Source organism: Caballeronia sp. BR00000012568055 (genome assembly GCF_029439455.1).
Lineage (GTDB): Bacteria > Pseudomonadota > Gammaproteobacteria > Burkholderiales > Burkholderiaceae > Caballeronia.
The window spans coordinates 1-15,723 of sequence record NZ_JAQFVG010000336.1 but is presented as its reverse complement, the minus strand read 5'-3'; the positions used below and the strand labels follow the sequence as shown (position 1 = coordinate 15,723).

The window sequence follows — 15,723 nt, the reverse complement described above, 5'->3', positions numbered from 1 at the left end:
ATCGTCGTCGATAACGATCGTTTCGCCATCCCGCGCCATCTTAAGAAGTTGTTCAAAGTTAGCTTGAAAATCACAAAGCTTGACTGTATGCATATCTCCCTCCGTATGACTAAACACAGTCAAGCCATGCTAGACGGTTTCAATCGATCCGAACACTAGGCCGAACGGCCTAATCAGAACCGTCCCATGCCGATTCAAATAACAGGCTTCTTCTTCGTCGCCCCCGGCGCATGCCATGCGCTCAAATCTTCTTCCGGCCGATCCACCTCGCATCCCCAATCGAGCGGCTGATCCTGATCGAAGCGCTTGCCAAGCTGCCACGCGATCTCCGCGCGCGCCAACTGCACGCCGAGATAGAACGCATGTCCGCCATCGCTTTCCACCGCGAGCTTTGGATATAGCGCGAACGGATCGGCCGCTACGTGATGGCCATCACGGTTATAGACGTGTATGCCTTGCGTTGACACTTGCACGCGAAAATTAGGATCGCGAACGGCAGCGGCGAATGCGCCGATTTCAGCGGCATCGTAGGGAAAAGGGCGTTTGGCATGCAGTGCGGATAACTCGCTAGAAATGCCTTTAGGCAAGCTCTGCGATTCGCGCGCCGCATACATCACGCGACGCGCCACGTCCGCTTCACGCACCGCGCGGCGCGCATGCAGACTCACCGATGTCGTCAGCACCGCCGCAATGCGCAGTTCCGCCGCCATGCCGAACAGCACCGCGTTGATGCCGGTGGTATCCGCTTCGGTCAGTTCGGTGACGTTGCCCACGCCCATCATGATCGCGATATCCGCATAGCGTTCGCGCAACGAGACATAACGTGCAATCGACTTCGCCAGACCGAAGGGAATCGGATCGAGAATGGGATCGGCGAGAAAAGGGCGGTCTCGCTTGAGCATGATGTCGATTGCTTCATCGAGCGATGCCATATCGGCAGGCTCACGGGGCACGAGAATCGGTGCCGATGATATTTCGTTCGTCATCCATAATGTATCGATGTTCAGGCTCATGACATAGTCCGCGCCCGCACGTCCGCCGCGCAACAACTCGTCGGTCTGCATCGAATCCACACTCACGCGATACCCCTGCGCCTTCAGCATCACCACCGCATCTTCCAGATGCGGAAACGGCGTCGACGGCAGGCAACCGATATCGATGACATCCGCGCCCTGGCGCTTATACGCTTGCGCGCGCGCCGCGATGCCATCGAGATCGAGACGCGGCGCATCGACTATTTCCGCGAAGATTTCCGTTTCGTAGCGCGTCAGATCCACGTGTTTCGCCTCGCGTCCGAAAAACTGCGGCAGGTCTTTTACTTCCTCGGGACCGCGTTCGACTTTGACGCCATAGTGAGCAGTGAGCGCATCGAGATCGCCACGGCAGCGGCCCGGCACGATCACGCGGCTGGTGCCTTCGGTAAGCGGTGGCGCAACGCGTCGACGGATCATATCGGCGGTCATCAAACCGGCGACCTGCAAGCCGATCTCGCGCACTTCCCACGTGAAAGGCGCGCGCACTGCAGCAGGCGCGATGCTTTCGAGCACTTGCTGCAAGCTGATTTGCGCGAGCCGTCCGGTCAGGAAGACGATATGTTCCATGCGAGCTTCCGTTCCGCGAGCCGTTGATCGAGCGCGGCTTCGAGTTCATCGAGCGAGCGGGCTACCGTGGTGTGCGCAAAGCGCGCCAGCCGTTCGACGTTTTCGAACTCGATTGCACGCGGCCGAAGTTCGACCCATTCTTTAGGGGCCTGCGTGACGACGACGGGCGCGGTATCGCATGCAAAGACGATGCCCGGCACACATTGCTTGCCGGCCTGCGCATAGAGGTTGGTAGGCAAGGTGTCCGAAATGCCGAACGCGCATTTGGCCACGGTATTGCTGGTCGCCGGTGCGATCACGACTGTGTGATAGTCGCCGCTGTACAGCATGCCGACGGGCACGCTGCTCGCGGTGTTATCGCGGATGACCTTGAAGTGTTCGCGCAATTTCGGCACTGGCCAGCCGTAGAGCGGCAAGACTTCTTCGCCCGCTGCCGAGAGAAACAGATCGACGCCCGGCAAACGCAGCGCGAGCGCAATCGATTCTTCCAGCATATGACCTGAGCCTGTCACGCACCACGCGAATCGCGCATCGGGCCTGAACTCGTCGAGCTTGCGAACAGGCGTGGCTTGCGTCATGCGTCGGTAGTCGTGGATGGATCGTGCGACAGGCGAATCTGCAATCGATGCATCTTGCGATACAGCGTATTGCGGCTGATGCTCAAGACCTTGGCGACATTGCTCACGTTCCAGCGATGCTCATCGAGCAATTGCAGCACGGTCTCGCGCTCTTTGACCTGGATCGCGTTGAGCGAAGAGATATCGACGTCATCGGCGAGCGGCGCTGCGTTTGCATTCGTTAGGCGTGCGGACGATTGCATAACAGGCGGCGCACCACTGGCGATTTCCGCTGGCAGATGCGCACAACGAATCTCAGGACCATCGCATAACGCAATCGCCATTTGCAGCACATGACGCAACTGCCGAATATTGCCGGGCCATGCGTAAGAGAGCAAAGCTTGCCGTGCTTCCTGACTGAGCGTGGGCGGATCGTCGGTTTCGCTTTCGAGAATATGCGCGATCAATGCGAGTATGTCGGCGCGTTCACGCAGCGGCGGCAAATTGATTTCGATCCCGTTCAGCCGATAGTACAAGTCCTCGCGGAATGTACCGGTCTGCACCAGTTCGATCAGATTGCGGTGACTCGCGCTGATCAACTGGAAGTCCACTTTTACCGTAGTTTCCGCGCCGAGCGGCGTCACCTCGTGTTCTTCGAGTACGCGCAGAAGACGCGCTTGCAGGGCCATTGGCATATCGCCGATTTCATCGAGAAACAAGGTGCCGCTGTTCGCCTGCACGATCTTGCCCCGACGTCCTTCGCGCTGCGCGCCCGTGAACGCGCCCGCGCGATAACCGAACAACTCGCTCTCGATCAGATTCTCCGGCAGCGATGCGCAATTCACCGCGACGAACGGTCCTGTGCCGTTGGGACTGATGCTGTGCAAAGCGTTCGCAAAGACTTCTTTTCCCGTGCCCGTCTGCCCGCGCAGAATGATCGGAATCTTGCGCTGAATCACACGCGCCGCGAGTTGAATTTGCGAAGCCATGCGCGGATCGCCGAATTCCAGGTGCGCGAGTTTGTCGAGTCGGCCAGCACTCGCTGTATCGGATGAAGGCGCTTTTTTCGTGCGTGTAATGGACGTATTCGGGTCGTTCAGCAGAATGCGGCGCGCACCGCTGCTTGCTTCGCGCGGCGTTTGAGCCGTGAGAAAAAAGCGACTGTTGGCCTTCGCGCTATACACCGTGACCGGATGAAACGAGCCACGAATGCTGCGCGCGATCATATCTTCCAATGTGGCATTGAACGCTTCTTCAATGCGTTTTCCGCATAACTCGGCAGGCGAGCGCAGATCGAGCTGGAACAACGCGCTGCGGCTAGCGGCGAGCACCACGCCATCGTCACTGACGGCGAGCTTTCCTGCGTGCAGCGTGCCGACAAATTCAGGACGGCTATGGAAATGAATTAGGTTCGCGTGCCTGTAACGCGCATCGATCAAACGGTTTTCGATCATCTGCCGCGACATGCCGACCAGCACCAGCGAGTGCTGCTGCAAGAGCTTCGAGCGGCTCGTGACGTCGAGCACGCCGACCACTTCGCCGCGTTCGTCGAAGATCGGCGCAGCGGTGCAGGTAAGCGACGTATAGCGCGGATAGAAGTGTTCGTGCTGACATACGGCGATGCAATCGCGCTCGATCAGACATGTGCCCATGCCATTGGTGCCGGCTTCGCGTTCGCTCCATAGCGCGCCCACGCGCAGGCCATCGGCGGCGACTGCTTCGCCGAACGGCACCGACGACACCTGATGCACGATCACGCCGTCCGCATCGACGAGCACGACGGCAAGTTCAGGGTCCGCGAGCTGTTGATAGAGCGTGGTCATTTCCAGCTTCGAACACGCGATGAGATCGCTCGTGGCTTCGCGGCGCTCTGTGAGTTCGCGTTGCGTCAGCACGGGCGGCATAACGAAGCGCGCGGGATCGAGCTGGAATTCGGTGAGGCAACGTAGCCACGACTGCGCGACGGAATCGCTGGCGCGGCGTGCGGCCAGCGGATTGGCGACGATATTCAGCACTTCCCGGACATGCGTATCTACGTCAGCAAGCAACGACATGGGGGCGTGTCTCCGATGCGTTCGTGTGCGCTGCGTGCTCGTCCTGCCGCACGCCCGACCGACGCTGAATCTGTTGTATGGTCCGCATAGCGTTGCGGCTCTCAGTACCGTACTTCTTGTTTTATGCGCGCCTCGAAATCGGGACAACCTGGAACGAACGCATAGAAAAAGAGCAATCTGTCCCGATTGCAAAAACTGTACATCCGATGGCGCGCAGGTTCAATCAGTAGTCGCATAGAGACAGCGTGCTGCGCGCGATTTTTGCTTAATCCGCATGAACGATCTTGGTGCATGCGCAGCAATGGTCAGTCGAAATTCGCAAGGAGAATATATGGGACGATCCGAACCGATCCGCGCGGCGGTTGATGCAGTGCACACGAATGTGGTGCTGGATATCGTGTATATCGAAGGATTGACGGGGCGGACGATTATCGGCATCGACAAGAGTGAACTGCATGATCCGCAGCCTGTGCGGCTCGATCTGGCGATCGGCGTTCCATCCATTCGCGCCTGCATAACCGATGAAATAAGCGACACCGTGAATTATGCTGCGGTGCGAGAAGCTATTCTGAAGCTGCTGGACACGCATCGATTGCAATTACTTGAAGCGCTTGCAGAACGGATCGCACAACTGGTGATTGCGGATTTTGGCGCGCATTGGGTGCGCGTGACGCTCGCCAAGCCCGCGAAATTTCCGGACGTGGATGCCGTTGGCGTAATGATCGAACGGCGGATCGAACGACGCCGTGCAGACAAGCCTGCGACGAGTTCGGTCAGCCTCGCGTGGATCGGCAAAGGTTATTGCCCGGAATGATTGACGCGCTCAGATGCAGACGTCACTTAGGCGCAGCCGCCGCCTGTTGTCCGATACCGCAAGCCTTGAACGCATCCTTCTGCAATTCGCGGAATTTCTTCGTTTGCGCCTTCGCGCGATCCACGCGAAACTCCGCGCCGCCTTCGCCGCCGAGCGTGGCGTACTTCGAGAATGTAGACTGCTCGACGAAGTCATCGTAGCTGAGCGTCTGCGCGATCTTGTCGATGGCGCACGAGCATTTATAGACGTTGGCGAAGTCGTGCCCGTTGTCGTCCATGCAGCCCAACACGTACTCGACGCGGCCTTCGGTCGGATAGTCGTGGCCTTGCGCGGGCGCACCGAACGCAAACGTCGAAACGAGCGATAGACAAGCGCATAACATCGACGCGCGGCAACGTAGGGTCATTGCGATGGACCTCGTTTTAATGCTGTTTTTAAGGCATCCGGCATGGCCATGATGTCATGAAGCCATGCCGGCACGCATCGCATCACTTCGGCGAGAACGGATGCGACATGCTGCCCTTCTTCGCCACCACGTCCTGCGCAGTCGGCGTACCTTCAATGGCGCGCTGGATCGACTCTTTGGTAGCCTGATAATTGTAGTCGTGGATCTTCTGGTCGTCGTCCGCTTCCCAGTGGATGAACACGCCCACGCAGATAAACACATCGTCGGCTTCATCGGCGGGAATGATGCCTGATTCCACGCTGTCGGCTACCGCCATCGCTACCGCGCGTTGCGCAGGACCAAACATCTGCACGGCTTGCTTTGCGCCTTTTATCGTGACTTTGTTGAAGAGGATGGTATTCGGCTTGGTCGCCAGATTCGGCGCGACCACGGCCAATAGCGATGTGAAGCCGTCCTTATTATTGGTCAGAGCGTTGCAGAAGGCGGTTTCGGCGGCGGAGCCTCGCGGTCCGATGATCAAGTCGATATGCGCGACCTCGTTACCGTCGCCGACCAGCGACTCACCTACCAGGACGCGGTTGATCTTGGCCATGCTGTTCCTCCAATGAATGTGGTTCTCAGGACTCGCGGCGCTCAGCGCGCGCATCGACGAAAAAAAGGGACGCAGAAGCGCGAAGTGACTAACAGGTTCCGTGCCACTTTTTGTTCATCCGGCGCGTTTGATGCATGACGAGTGCAACGAAAAGCGTAGCGACCGATAAATCCGCGCTCGTGCCCGGATTGATGCCGCGCGCCTTGAGCGCCGCGTCCCATTGCATGAGTTCGGGCGATGGAATGTTCTGGGCGCGCGGCAGATAGTTAAGCGCTTCCTGCGTGACACTTTGCGCCATCGCCGCGCCGTGTTTGCGCACTATGTGCGAATCGGGCCACGTGCAGAGGAAAGTCAGGAAGGTATCGAACATGGCCTGTGTTTCGTTCGATGGTTCGATGCGCTGCGCCATATCGAAGACATCCGCGAAGCCGTTTGCATACTGAAGCGCGATGCTGTCGCGATCGGCGGCGAGCGTCATGGCTGTGCGCAGATCGACGGTCGGTGGCGCGTGCACGTTTTGCTCGGGCGCATCGCCCAGGCCGCCGGGATTGGCAAGCGCGATGGCTTCGTACGCGAGGCGTGCGTCGTCGATGTCGAGCGCCGAGAGCGCGGCGCGCGTGGCGTGCGGCCAGTCGTGTGCATCGGTGCTGACGTGTTCGAGGGCAGCGCACAAGGGCGCGCATAGCAGCACGATGCCGAGATTCGTGTTGCAACGCACGGCATTCAGCGTGGCGCGCACGGCATCGAGAATGCGTTGTCCGACGCGTGCGTGTGGTGCGAAAAGGCCCATGGCGGCAGCATTCGCGCTCGCGATGAACTGTGCCGCGTGCATACCGTGCCCCGCGCTCGTGACGCTCACGTTGCCCGGCTTGATGGTTTCGACGTCGAGGGCGCATGCGCGCAGGAACATCGCGCGGGCGTCGATATCAGCGTGCAGGGCCATTGCCGACCACGGAAAGCGCTTGTGCCGATGCCGCGAGTGTGCGGTCCAGCAGATCGTTCACAAGCAACGTGGCGATATCCATCGGCGTAACTGATTGCAAACCGCGCCATGCCGCCACGCCATTCACTTCGAGCACAAGCGGGCGCGCGTGATCGGATGGAATCAGATCGACGCCCGCGTAATCCAGCCCTAACGCATGCGTTGCACGCACCGCGATATCCGCAAGCGTGGGCGTGATTTCCGCAGGCTCGCATCGTGCGCCGCGCGCGAAATTGTGAATCCAGCCATCGCCACCTACGCGCTTCATCGCGGCCACAGCGCGGCCGCCGATGACAAGCACGCGCCAGTCGAAACCGGGGCTGCCTGCATCGATATAACGCTGTAAATAGGCCACTTCGTTGAAGGGCTTAAGCGTGGGCAACGCGACGCCCGGCTTTTCAAGGCCTTTTCCCTGCGATCCGAACAGTGGTTTCACCACCACTTCGCGTTTCGCCGCCGCTTCACGCATCAACACGCGCCGCGCGAACGCTGCCGATTCGCACGCCCATGTCGCGGGCGTGGGCACGCCGTATCGATTGAGCAGAAAGCTCGTCATGGACTTATCGACGCTGCGTTCTATGGCGCGTGCATCGTTATAAACAGGGATGCCGCTTTCGCGCAGCGCGTGCAGAATGCCGAGCCTCAGCGTCACCTGTTCGAACGTGCCGCCCGCGATGCCGCGCACGAACACCGCATCCGGCAAGGTGTGGCCGAAACCGGGAATGGCGAGACCATGCGGCTTCCATGTCGTATCGATCCGGCATTGCGCGAGATCGACGCAACGCGCGTCCACGCCGCGCGCGCGGAAGGCTTTTTTCAGCCGTCCGGTGTGCCAGCCGGTTTCATCAGTCATGATGGCCACGCGCGTCATATCAGGCGTCTCCGTTGGCGAGCCATTGTGTATCGAGCAGGTCTTTATTTACAGCGCCGCCGTGATACGTCATGCCACTTTCCAGACTCGATACCCACACTTCCGCTGGCGCAAATAACGCGGCATCGATCTGATAAAAGTCGTAGTTAAACGAAGTAAAAATCTCCGCGAACGGGCGGCCATAATCGCGCGCGTTCGATGAAGGCAGTTCGGCTGCGAGGCGCTTCGCAGTGGCATCGCGCTTGACGGTGAGATGCACGCGGCCACCGTAGAGGATGGCATCGTTGGTGCGGCCCATTGCCTGTATGCCGTCCGGCGCAGGCGGCGGAAGCGGGGCGCTGCCGCTGCCTTCGATAATCTCGTCGAGCGCCACACCCAGCACATGCGTCTTGTGCAACGCTACTTCCACTACGCGCGCCACGATTTGCACGGTGCCCGCGATCGACTGTGTCGGCGTGACCGCGATAGTGAGCTTGTCGGGCGCAAGACCGCAATCATTCAACACTTTGTCGATAACGATCTGCGGCGGCAAACGGTCCACTTCCATGACTAACGCGCCGCGATCGTGATGATCGCGATAGCTTAGCTCAGTAAAAAGCGGCTCTTTGACCGCGAGCGCACGCGCCGGTCCCGAGCCGAGTGAGAAAAACTTCTTGCCGCCAGTTTGCTCTTTCGTCGCGGACAAACTCCATCCGGCGTACTGACTACCCAGACAAGCAAGCACGGGATTGGATGTCTGCACGTCGATGCAGGTCGGCCACAGCGGTGCGTGTTCGAGCGTGGTGCGCCGCGTCACACGCCCAAGTCCACCCATGCAGATACGCGCGATTAGGAGGCCCGCATCGGCGCTGCCGAGTGCATCGACGCCCGCATCGACGATAACGGTGCCTGCATCCGTGCGCGCGATCTGCACATTCAGCCGCGCGGCATGATCGACAAGACGTGCGACGAGTTTTTCGCTCGATGCATTGACGCTGATTGGCGTAACAGAAGTCATAAGCTAACCCGCTTCGATGCGTTGCAGAAGATTCACATGTTCATCATCCAGTTTCAAGCGCAGCGCGTCGATCGTCGATGCGGTTGCGCTTACCGTGCAAACCGGACAACCCGCTTCGATACGCGCGCCCGCGATCGGCACGTCGTGGCAATTCGGATCGTTAAAACAGGCGTCGCTGAAGGTGCGCGACACGGTGAAGCTCGTAGGTGAGAACACGATGCGCTGGCCTGCGCGTATTGGCGGCGTTTGCATCGCTGTGTGAAGCGCTTGCGGTAAAACACCGTGCAAACAGGCATCGAGATGTGCGCCGATCAAACCGCGCGGCCAGATATCGGGCCATGCGGCTTCGTACAACGCCATCGTCGATGACGGGCGCGTGTTGATTTCAAGCACGCTGACGCTCTCGCCATCGAGCAAAAAGTCGATACTGTTCAGACCCGTGAGATCGGTTTTCCACACAATATGCTCGATCGCCCTGCCGATACGTTCAGCCGCGCGCGCCGGCAAATCGACGGGACCGATTGAGCCTGCATGCACGAACGGCAAGTCACCCGCCTGCACGCTTAATTGTTCCGCGAAGCCGACCACGCATACCTCACGATGCGCCGCAAGAAATAACGCGGAGTACGAACGACCTTGCGCGAGCCGCTGAAAATAGGCGTTTTCGCTGACATTGCGCGCGTTCTCGAATCGTTCGATATGCGTGCCGCCGCATCCATCCGCGCGCTTCACCAGCCAGCCGCTGCGAACCGCAGGCGCGATAAAGCACACTTCGGGATGCGCGATTTCGGCTTCATCGAGCAAGGCGAAAAAGCGGCGTGGATCACGTACCGCCTGCGACTGCGCGCCATTACCGATAAAGCGCGGCACACGCGGCGCGCGGCTCAGTTCACCGGTCATCGATTCCAGCCCGCTCGTAACGACAAGACCCAGCATGCGCGGCAAACGCGCTGCACTTTCGAGCGCTTCGTAAAGCCGGGCACGATCGATCGATAATCCGTTCCCGCCGATGTCGAACCACATAGCCGCGGCCTCACGTGTATCGCGATCGCCGAAGATATCGAGCGCAACCACATCGAAACCCGCGCGCGCGGCGGATTGCGCCAGCAGCCGCGCGGATAAGCCCGCGACGGCCACACGCGGCGCGCGCGAGTCGGTGTCGTGCATCATGCGCCCTGGCCTGCAACGATGGCGCGAGCTTCATCGAATGCTTCGGGAAAGCCCAGATAAACGGGCTTTCCGCCGGTGCGCATGCGCACGAACAGCCGATGCTCGGTCTGATACTTCACGTTGCCGATCGCCAGCGCGCCGATGCCGATGGCATCCGCGCGCGCCGCGCCTGCAAGCGGCTTGCCATCGTCCATTACGTTGACACCGGCGATGCCTTCGGGCGGCACGGCGTTGACATCGGCGGCGATCAACAGATGCTTTGCGTGCGCAAGATCGGCGGTGCTCATCACTTGCGCGCCTGCAACGGCCGTGGCGAACACCACTTCCGCATGCGCGAGTTCCCGATGCAATTGCTCGGGCGTGCCCGTTGCAACGCCTGAGGTCGCGATATCGAAACGTCGGTTGATTTCGTCACTGACTTGCGTGGCGCGCGAATGGCTCGAATGACTCGCAACCGACACCACCGCGCCGAGCGATGCGACCATCGCCGCGGCCACGCGTCCCACTGCGCCGGTGCCGCCGAGAATCAACACGCGCTTGCCGCCGAAATCGACGTTATGCGCCTTTTTCAAGTGCTTTTCTGCGAGCGCGACCAACGCGGCGGCGGTGGTATAAGCGCCGCTTGGATCGGTAAACACGGAGACTTCGAACGGCGGCACCATTGCGTTGCGTGCGCGTTCCAACATGTCGGCGGCCTGCATTACATCGCGTCCGCCGATAAAAATGCCCGTGCGCGAGACGCCCTTTGGTCCGCGCGAAAAAATCGCATCTTGCGTAAGCTGCACGACCTTGTCTTCATCGACACCGCAATACGGCACCAGAATCTGATAACCCGCGTCGGCGGCCATATTTACGTCGAAGGGGCTCATTTGCGGCGTGCTGGTGAACATATGCAGCACGTACGGTCTTTCGGTGGCTTCGGGCATGGCGATCAACTCTCGGCGATTTGAAGTCGAAGGAAAGCGTCTGATGCGAATGCGCGTGATTCAGGCCGCATCCGCACCGTGATGTCGATGTTCCGCCGCGCGCCACGTTGCGCCGCGATTGCGCCCGCTTGCGATGGAAAACGCGAGTGGCGCGCCTGCCGAAACACGTCGCGCGGTGTCGAGCGCAAGTTCGGCCTCCTGAGCACTTTCGAGGAATGCGAAACCGACCGGTCCCCACGACGTTTGCCCAATACCCGCTTTTCGCTCGGCGCCAACCGCTTCCAATGCGCGCGCCACGGCGGGACTCGCGAACACGCCGCCTTGCACCGGCGCGAAATATTCGCCGATGGTCTGCTGCATATCGCTGACGGCATCGGCGAATACGGCGAAATCCGCTTCGGCGACGGCGGGAAGCATGCGCATCAGCACGAGATGGCTGAGATGCGCGGCAAGCGTGGCAGGAAAGGGCTTGAGTGAGGCGAGGCCGCGACGTTCTTCATCGCCGTGCAGTCCTTCGCGCGAGATGTCGTCGATCAGCAGTACGCGCCAGTTTTCGGGAAAGGCTTGTCTTGCGAGCAGCGGCGGTGTGCCGCGTCCCGCGTGTTGAATGCTGCGGCCGCCATCGACGATCAATCCGCCATGATCGAAACCGTGTATGCCGATGCCGGAGCGCGCGCCGCGTTCGAGGATTCTGGCGATATCCGGCGTACTCGCTTCAATGCCTGCCAAGCGCGTAAAAGCCGTGCCGATCGCTAAGGCTAACTGAGTGCCGGAGCCTAAACCGGTATGCGCGCGCGGCGTCTCATGCAGTTCGATATCGACTTGCTGAGCGACGTTAAATGCGGCTTGCAGTTGCGCAATATATCGCACGATGCGCTCGCGTTGCGCATCCGTCTTCGCGCCATCGATACGCGGATGTTGATGCGTGCGCCTCACCGTGATGCGCGTATCGTGCCCATCGATCGATACGCCCACGCTGCCAAATACGCGCCCCAGCGAACCGTTTGGATCGATGAAGCCGAGATGCAGGCGCGACGATGTCGAGAGAGTAATTGCCGGAGGCAGCGTGAGGCGTGCGGTCGTGGTCGGCATCGCTCGGAATCCTTCGGCTGATGTTTTCGTTTTTCTTGCTAGGCAAAAGTTATACCAAGCGTTTTAAAACGAGCGATGCCTTTAGCGCGACTTGAGTCGTATTTAGTCGTATTTGATATAGCGGAAGCGCTGATCGTCCGAAGGCGTGCCGTCCAAAGGACCGTCTTCCAGACCCGGCTGCCAATGCACCACTTCCTCGATCTTCGACGCAAGCGCAAAGTCTTTATCCGTAATGCCTTTAGCGGAGTGCGTGCTTAGCTTGACCACCACGAACGCATACGAGACCGTTAAATCAGGGTGATGCCACGCGGCTTCGGCCAGATGGCCCACCGTATTCACCACCATTAACGTGCCTTTCCAGCCTTCGGTTTTATACTTGCGTCGCAGCCATCCATCCTCCAGATACCAGTGTTTTAGCGGGCCGGTCAGCTTGGCGCGCACTTCGTCTTCTGAATAAACTTTCTCGGCCATCACATATTCTCCTTGGGCGTTTAAGCAAAGTGATTCGCATGCGACACAGTATGCGCTCGTCGCTAAGAGCGCGCAGGCGACATAAAGATATGTTGCAACGCGTCAGCCAAAGCGTCCTTTAACCGTTCCATCGCGCTAGAGACATTCGCGTATTTGACACAGTATGTGTCGCCATCCGACACGGCTTAGCGTTCGTGCGCCATTGCACGCATCGCGTCAAGGGCGAAAATCCCGCTTTTAGCGCATCGCACGTACGAACGTATTAAACCGGCATGGAATATGCAAATGCCGTCCGTACGCAAGAGCCCGGCAATGAATCGGGCGAAGCGTTGCTCGTTACCCGCATTGAGAAGGCGCGCACGATGCACCAGGTAGCGTGGTCATTCCCTGGGTCGGAGGCATCATCATTCTGGAGGAGACATGAACTTACGCACCCTGGTTCTTGGACTGGCGGTGGTCGCGACGGCGGGCCTTAACTCACTCATGGCACAAGCCGATTCGCAACTCGACACCGCGATCAAGAATCCGTCTAACTGGGCGGCGCAGGCGGGCGATTATTCGAATCACCGCTACAGTACGCTCAAGCAGATCAACGAGAACAACGTCGGCAAACTACAGGTGGCGTGGACCATGTCCACCGGCGTACTACGCGGCCACGAAGGTTCGCCGCTCGTGATCGGCGATACGATGTACATTCACTCGCCGTTCCCCAACAAGGTCATTGCCATCAATCTCAAGGACCAGACCTTCATCTGGCAATATCAGCCCAAGCAGGACAATTCGGTTATTTCCGTCATGTGCTGCGACACGGTCAATCGCGGTCTGGCTTATGGCGACGGAAAGATCTTTCTCCAGCAGGCGGATACAAAACTCGTCGCACTCGACGCCAAGACCGGCGATGTAGTCTGGTCCGCGCAAAACGGCGATTCTAAGAAAGGTGAAACAAACACCAATGCGCCGCACGTTTTCGGCGACAAGGTCATCACGGGTATCTCCGGCGGTGAATTCGGTGTGCGCGGCAGACTGATTGCCTACAACATCAAGGACGGCAAGGAAGCATGGAAGGCATATAGCGTTGGTCCGGATAACGAAATGTTATTCGATCCGCAAACCACCATGACCTGGGCCGATGGAAAAATGGTGCCGGTCGGCGCCGACTCATCGCTCAAGAGCTGGCAGGGCGATCAGTGGAAGTACGGCGGCGGGACCACATGGGGCTGGTACGCGTGGGATCCGAAGCTGAATCTTGTGTATTACGGCTCGGGCAATCCGGGCACATGGAATCCGACCCAGCGCCCCGGCGACAACAAATGGTCCATGACCATCTTTGCGCGCGACCTGAACACCGGCAAAGCGAAATGGGTTTATCAAATGACGCCTCACGACGAGTGGGACTATGACGGCGTCAACGAGATGATTCTCTCGGACCTCAATATTGGCGGCAAGAAGGTGCCTGCCATCGTTCACTTCGATCGTAATGGTTTCGGCTATACGCTCAATCGTGAGACCGGTGAATTGCTCGTGGCGCAGAAGTACGACCCGGCGGTGAACTGGGCCGACAGCGTCGATGTGAAGAGCGGCCTGCCGATCCGCAATGCGAGTTATTCGACGCAAAAGGCCGGTCCCGATCACAACGTAAAGGGCATTTGTCCTGCGGCGCTCGGATCGAAGGATCAGCAGCCTGCCGCATACGATCCGAACTCGAGCCTGTTTCTCGTGCCGACCAATCACGTTTGTATGGATTACGAACCGTTCCAGGTCGATTACGTGTCGGGACAACCGTTCGTGGGCGCGACGCTGTCGATGTTCCCCGGCCCGAACGAAAACGGCGCGATGGGTAACTTCATCGCATGGGATGCGTCGAAGGGCAAGATCGTATGGTCCAAGCCGGAGAAGTTTTCGGTGTGGTCCGGCGCGCTTGCAACGGCGGGCGGCGTAGTGTTCTACGGCACGCTCGAAGGCTATATCAAGGCCGTGCGCATCAAGGACGGCAAGGAGCTGTGGAAATTCAAGACTCCTTCGGGAATTATCGGCAACGTGTTCACTTATCAGTATCAAGGTAAGCAGTTCATCGGCGTGTATTCGGGCATTGGCGGCTGGGCCGGTATCGGCATGGCGGCCGGTCTGGAAAAGTCCACCGAAGGTCTGGGCGCAGTGGGCGGATACCGCGAACTCGCCAAATACACGGCGCTGGGCGGCACGCTCTTTATCTTCGCGATTCCGAGTTGATGCTTCGATGTAGTTCGATGCGCGGCGGCTGCAACGGCCGCCGCGCAGCAGTATCCATATAAAACATATTCATGGAGTCACGTGTATGAATGGTCGATCACTTCTGGTGCTCGCGATGGCGCTTGCGTCGTCGTCCGCTTCGTTTGCACAGACGCCGCCTCCTATGCCTGCGCAATTGAAACCGGTCGCGTACAAGGTCGTCGATGGCAACAAGGTCGACAACGATACGCTGCAAGGCTGGCGTACGTGGCGCGCGCTGGCGTGCGAACGCTGTCATGGCGCGAAGCAGGAAGGACTGGTCGGCCCCTCGCTGATCGACGCTTTCAAGACGCTCGACAAGAACGAATTTCACCGGACAGTGTTTGGCGGCCGCGTCGATAAGGGCATGCCCGACTTCAGTACGAGCCAGATGATGCAGAAGAATTGGGAGAACCTCTTCGCGTATCTCAAAGGGCGCTCCGACGGCAAGATCAATCCGGGCGACCTGCACGCAATCGATAGCAATTAAAGAGGTCTTCGCTCGATTCAACCCGGAGGTGCCGATGTCTTATCGTAATGCTTCGGTTGGCTGCGTGATCGTCTTGTGCGGGCTGTTCTTGTCGCAACTCTCGCAGGGACAGGGAACGGGCGCACCGCCGCCCAATCTGCCGAATAATGATGGCGCGGATGGCGTGCTTCGCGTATGCGCCGATCCGAACAACATGCCTCTGTCGAACAACAAGGGCGAAGGCTTCGAAAACAAGATCGCGGCGCAGATGGCGAGCGATTTTGGCTACAAGGTCGAGTACACGTACTGGCCGCAGCGCATGGGATTCGTGCGCAACACCTTGCGCGAAAAAGTGCCCAATACCGAGCAATTCAAGTGCGATTTGATTATCGGCGTGCCGAAGGGTTATGAGCTGACATCGACCACGCGACCTTATCTGCATTCCACTTACGCAATGGTGTTTCCGAACAAACC

General features: G+C 59.2%; 15 protein-coding genes and 1 pseudogene. 4 read left to right on the top strand and 12 right to left on the bottom strand.

The genetic code is table 11. The annotated features are described in order from the left end of the window. Positions 1-194: 194 nt before the first annotated feature. From P7F28_RS28845 to P7F28_RS28835, 3 genes are read right to left on the bottom strand one after another with little or no spacing between them, the layout of a single operon-like run. A complete protein-coding gene (locus tag P7F28_RS28845; RefSeq protein WP_277188267.1) occupies positions 195-1,601 on the bottom strand; it encodes a DUF6513 domain-containing protein in 1,407 nt (468 codons plus the stop codon). Further along, on the bottom strand, positions 1,580-2,179 hold the full coding sequence (locus tag P7F28_RS28840; protein ID WP_277188266.1) for a flavoprotein: 600 nt from the start codon (positions 2,177-2,179) through the stop codon (positions 1,580-1,582). Before P7F28_RS28840 ends, P7F28_RS28845 begins: the two co-directional genes overlap by 22 nt. Further along, complete coding sequence (locus P7F28_RS28835; RefSeq protein ID WP_277188265.1) at positions 2,176-4,212, bottom strand: sigma-54-dependent Fis family transcriptional regulator; 2,037 nt, start codon at positions 4,210-4,212, stop codon at positions 2,176-2,178. Before P7F28_RS28835 ends, P7F28_RS28840 begins: the two co-directional genes overlap by 4 nt. Positions 4,213-4,543: 331 nt before the next feature. On the opposite strand from P7F28_RS28835, the gene P7F28_RS28830 reads away from it, so the two are divergent. Continuing rightward, on the top strand, positions 4,544-5,026 hold the full coding sequence (locus P7F28_RS28830) for a dihydroneopterin aldolase (protein WP_277188264.1): 483 nt from the start codon (positions 4,544-4,546) through the stop codon (positions 5,024-5,026). Between the two features lie 22 nt (positions 5,027-5,048). On the opposite strand, the gene P7F28_RS28825 is transcribed toward P7F28_RS28830, so the two are convergent. From P7F28_RS28825 to P7F28_RS28785, 9 genes are all read right to left on the bottom strand, one after another. Continuing rightward, positions 5,049-5,432, bottom strand: a complete 384-nt coding sequence (locus P7F28_RS28825) for a hypothetical protein (protein ID WP_277188263.1) — start codon at positions 5,430-5,432, stop codon at positions 5,049-5,051. 82 nt (positions 5,433-5,514) lie between these two features. Further along, the gene (gene fae / locus P7F28_RS28820; protein ID WP_277188262.1) at positions 5,515-6,024 is read right to left on the bottom strand and encodes a formaldehyde-activating enzyme; all 510 of its coding nucleotides are present in this window, start codon (positions 6,022-6,024) and stop codon (positions 5,515-5,517) included. A gap of 88 nt (positions 6,025-6,112) precedes the next feature. Next, positions 6,113-6,967 (bottom strand): triphosphoribosyl-dephospho-CoA synthase, encoded by an 855-nt coding sequence (locus tag P7F28_RS28815; protein ID WP_277188261.1) that lies wholly within the window; start codon positions 6,965-6,967, stop codon positions 6,113-6,115. After that, positions 6,951-7,877 carry a RimK family alpha-L-glutamate ligase gene (locus P7F28_RS28810; protein ID WP_277188260.1) on the bottom strand — a complete coding sequence of 309 codons (927 nt, stop codon included), beginning with the start codon at positions 7,875-7,877 and terminating at the stop codon, positions 6,951-6,953. Before P7F28_RS28810 ends, P7F28_RS28815 begins: the two co-directional genes overlap by 17 nt. Position 7,878: 1 nt before the next feature. Next, entirely contained in the window at positions 7,879-8,874 is a 996-nt protein-coding gene (mch, locus tag P7F28_RS28805; RefSeq protein WP_277188259.1) for a methenyltetrahydromethanopterin cyclohydrolase, read from the bottom strand. 3 nt (positions 8,875-8,877) lie between these two features. Then, complete coding sequence (locus P7F28_RS28800; RefSeq protein ID WP_277188258.1) at positions 8,878-10,044, bottom strand: ATP-grasp domain-containing protein; 1,167 nt, start codon at positions 10,042-10,044, stop codon at positions 8,878-8,880. Next, positions 10,041-10,970, bottom strand: a complete 930-nt coding sequence (locus P7F28_RS28795; RefSeq protein WP_277188257.1) for an NAD(P)-dependent methylenetetrahydromethanopterin dehydrogenase — start codon at positions 10,968-10,970, stop codon at positions 10,041-10,043. Before P7F28_RS28795 ends, P7F28_RS28800 begins: the two co-directional genes overlap by 4 nt. A 60-nt stretch (positions 10,971-11,030) precedes the next feature. Further along, positions 11,031-12,062 (bottom strand): beta-ribofuranosylaminobenzene 5'-phosphate synthase family protein, encoded by a 1,032-nt coding sequence (locus tag P7F28_RS28790; protein ID WP_277188256.1) that lies wholly within the window; start codon positions 12,060-12,062, stop codon positions 11,031-11,033. A 102-nt stretch (positions 12,063-12,164) separates the two neighbouring features. Further along, on the bottom strand, positions 12,165-12,533 hold the full coding sequence (locus tag P7F28_RS28785) for a 4a-hydroxytetrahydrobiopterin dehydratase (protein ID WP_277188255.1): 369 nt from the start codon (positions 12,531-12,533) through the stop codon (positions 12,165-12,167). Between the two features lie 420 nt (positions 12,534-12,953). On the opposite strand from P7F28_RS28785, the gene P7F28_RS28780 reads away from it, so the two are divergent. The 3 genes and pseudogenes from P7F28_RS28780 to P7F28_RS28770 all read left to right on the top strand — a co-directional run. Further along, complete coding sequence (locus tag P7F28_RS28780; RefSeq protein ID WP_368860382.1) at positions 12,954-14,762, top strand: methanol/ethanol family PQQ-dependent dehydrogenase; 1,809 nt, start codon at positions 12,954-12,956, stop codon at positions 14,760-14,762. 85 nt (positions 14,763-14,847) lie between these two features. Then, positions 14,848-15,270: a c-type cytochrome gene (locus P7F28_RS28775; protein ID WP_277188254.1), complete on the top strand. Its 423-nt coding sequence runs from the start codon at positions 14,848-14,850 to the stop codon at positions 15,268-15,270. Between the two features lie 34 nt (positions 15,271-15,304). Continuing rightward, positions 15,305-15,723, top strand: a pseudogene (locus P7F28_RS28770) (ABC transporter substrate-binding protein); the annotation flags it as partial.

What these genes read in the sequence shown, in the direction of transcription:
- P7F28_RS28845 (WP_277188267.1), bottom strand. Translation starts at nt 1,601, where the DNA reads ATGGAACATATCGTCTTCCTGACCGGACGGCTCGCGCAAATCAGCTTG.
- P7F28_RS28840 (WP_277188266.1), bottom strand. Translation starts at nt 2,179, where the DNA reads ATGACGCAAGCCACGCCTGTTCGCAAGCTCGACGAGTTCAGGCCCGAT.
- P7F28_RS28835 (WP_277188265.1), bottom strand. Translation starts at nt 4,212, where the DNA reads ATGTCGTTGCTTGCTGACGTAGATACGCATGTCCGGGAAGTGCTGAAT.
- P7F28_RS28830 (WP_277188264.1), top strand. Translation starts at nt 4,544, where the DNA reads ATGGGACGATCCGAACCGATCCGCGCGGCGGTTGATGCAGTGCACACG.
- P7F28_RS28825 (WP_277188263.1), bottom strand. Translation starts at nt 5,432, where the DNA reads ATGACCCTACGTTGCCGCGCGTCGATGTTATGCGCTTGTCTATCGCTC.
- fae (WP_277188262.1), bottom strand. Translation starts at nt 6,024, where the DNA reads ATGGCCAAGATCAACCGCGTCCTGGTAGGTGAGTCGCTGGTCGGCGAC.
- P7F28_RS28815 (WP_277188261.1), bottom strand. Translation starts at nt 6,967, where the DNA reads ATGGCCCTGCACGCTGATATCGACGCCCGCGCGATGTTCCTGCGCGCA.
- P7F28_RS28810 (WP_277188260.1), bottom strand. Translation starts at nt 7,877, where the DNA reads ATGACGCGCGTGGCCATCATGACTGATGAAACCGGCTGGCACACCGGA.
- mch (WP_277188259.1), bottom strand. Translation starts at nt 8,874, where the DNA reads ATGACTTCTGTTACGCCAATCAGCGTCAATGCATCGAGCGAAAAACTC.
- P7F28_RS28800 (WP_277188258.1), bottom strand. Translation starts at nt 10,044, where the DNA reads ATGATGCACGACACCGACTCGCGCGCGCCGCGTGTGGCCGTCGCGGGC.
- P7F28_RS28795 (WP_277188257.1), bottom strand. Translation starts at nt 10,970, where the DNA reads ATGCCCGAAGCCACCGAAAGACCGTACGTGCTGCATATGTTCACCAGC.
- P7F28_RS28790 (WP_277188256.1), bottom strand. Translation starts at nt 12,062, where the DNA reads ATGCCGACCACGACCGCACGCCTCACGCTGCCTCCGGCAATTACTCTC.
- P7F28_RS28785 (WP_277188255.1), bottom strand. Translation starts at nt 12,533, where the DNA reads ATGGCCGAGAAAGTTTATTCAGAAGACGAAGTGCGCGCCAAGCTGACC.
- P7F28_RS28780 (WP_368860382.1), top strand. Translation starts at nt 12,954, where the DNA reads ATGAACTTACGCACCCTGGTTCTTGGACTGGCGGTGGTCGCGACGGCG.
- P7F28_RS28775 (WP_277188254.1), top strand. Translation starts at nt 14,848, where the DNA reads ATGAATGGTCGATCACTTCTGGTGCTCGCGATGGCGCTTGCGTCGTCG.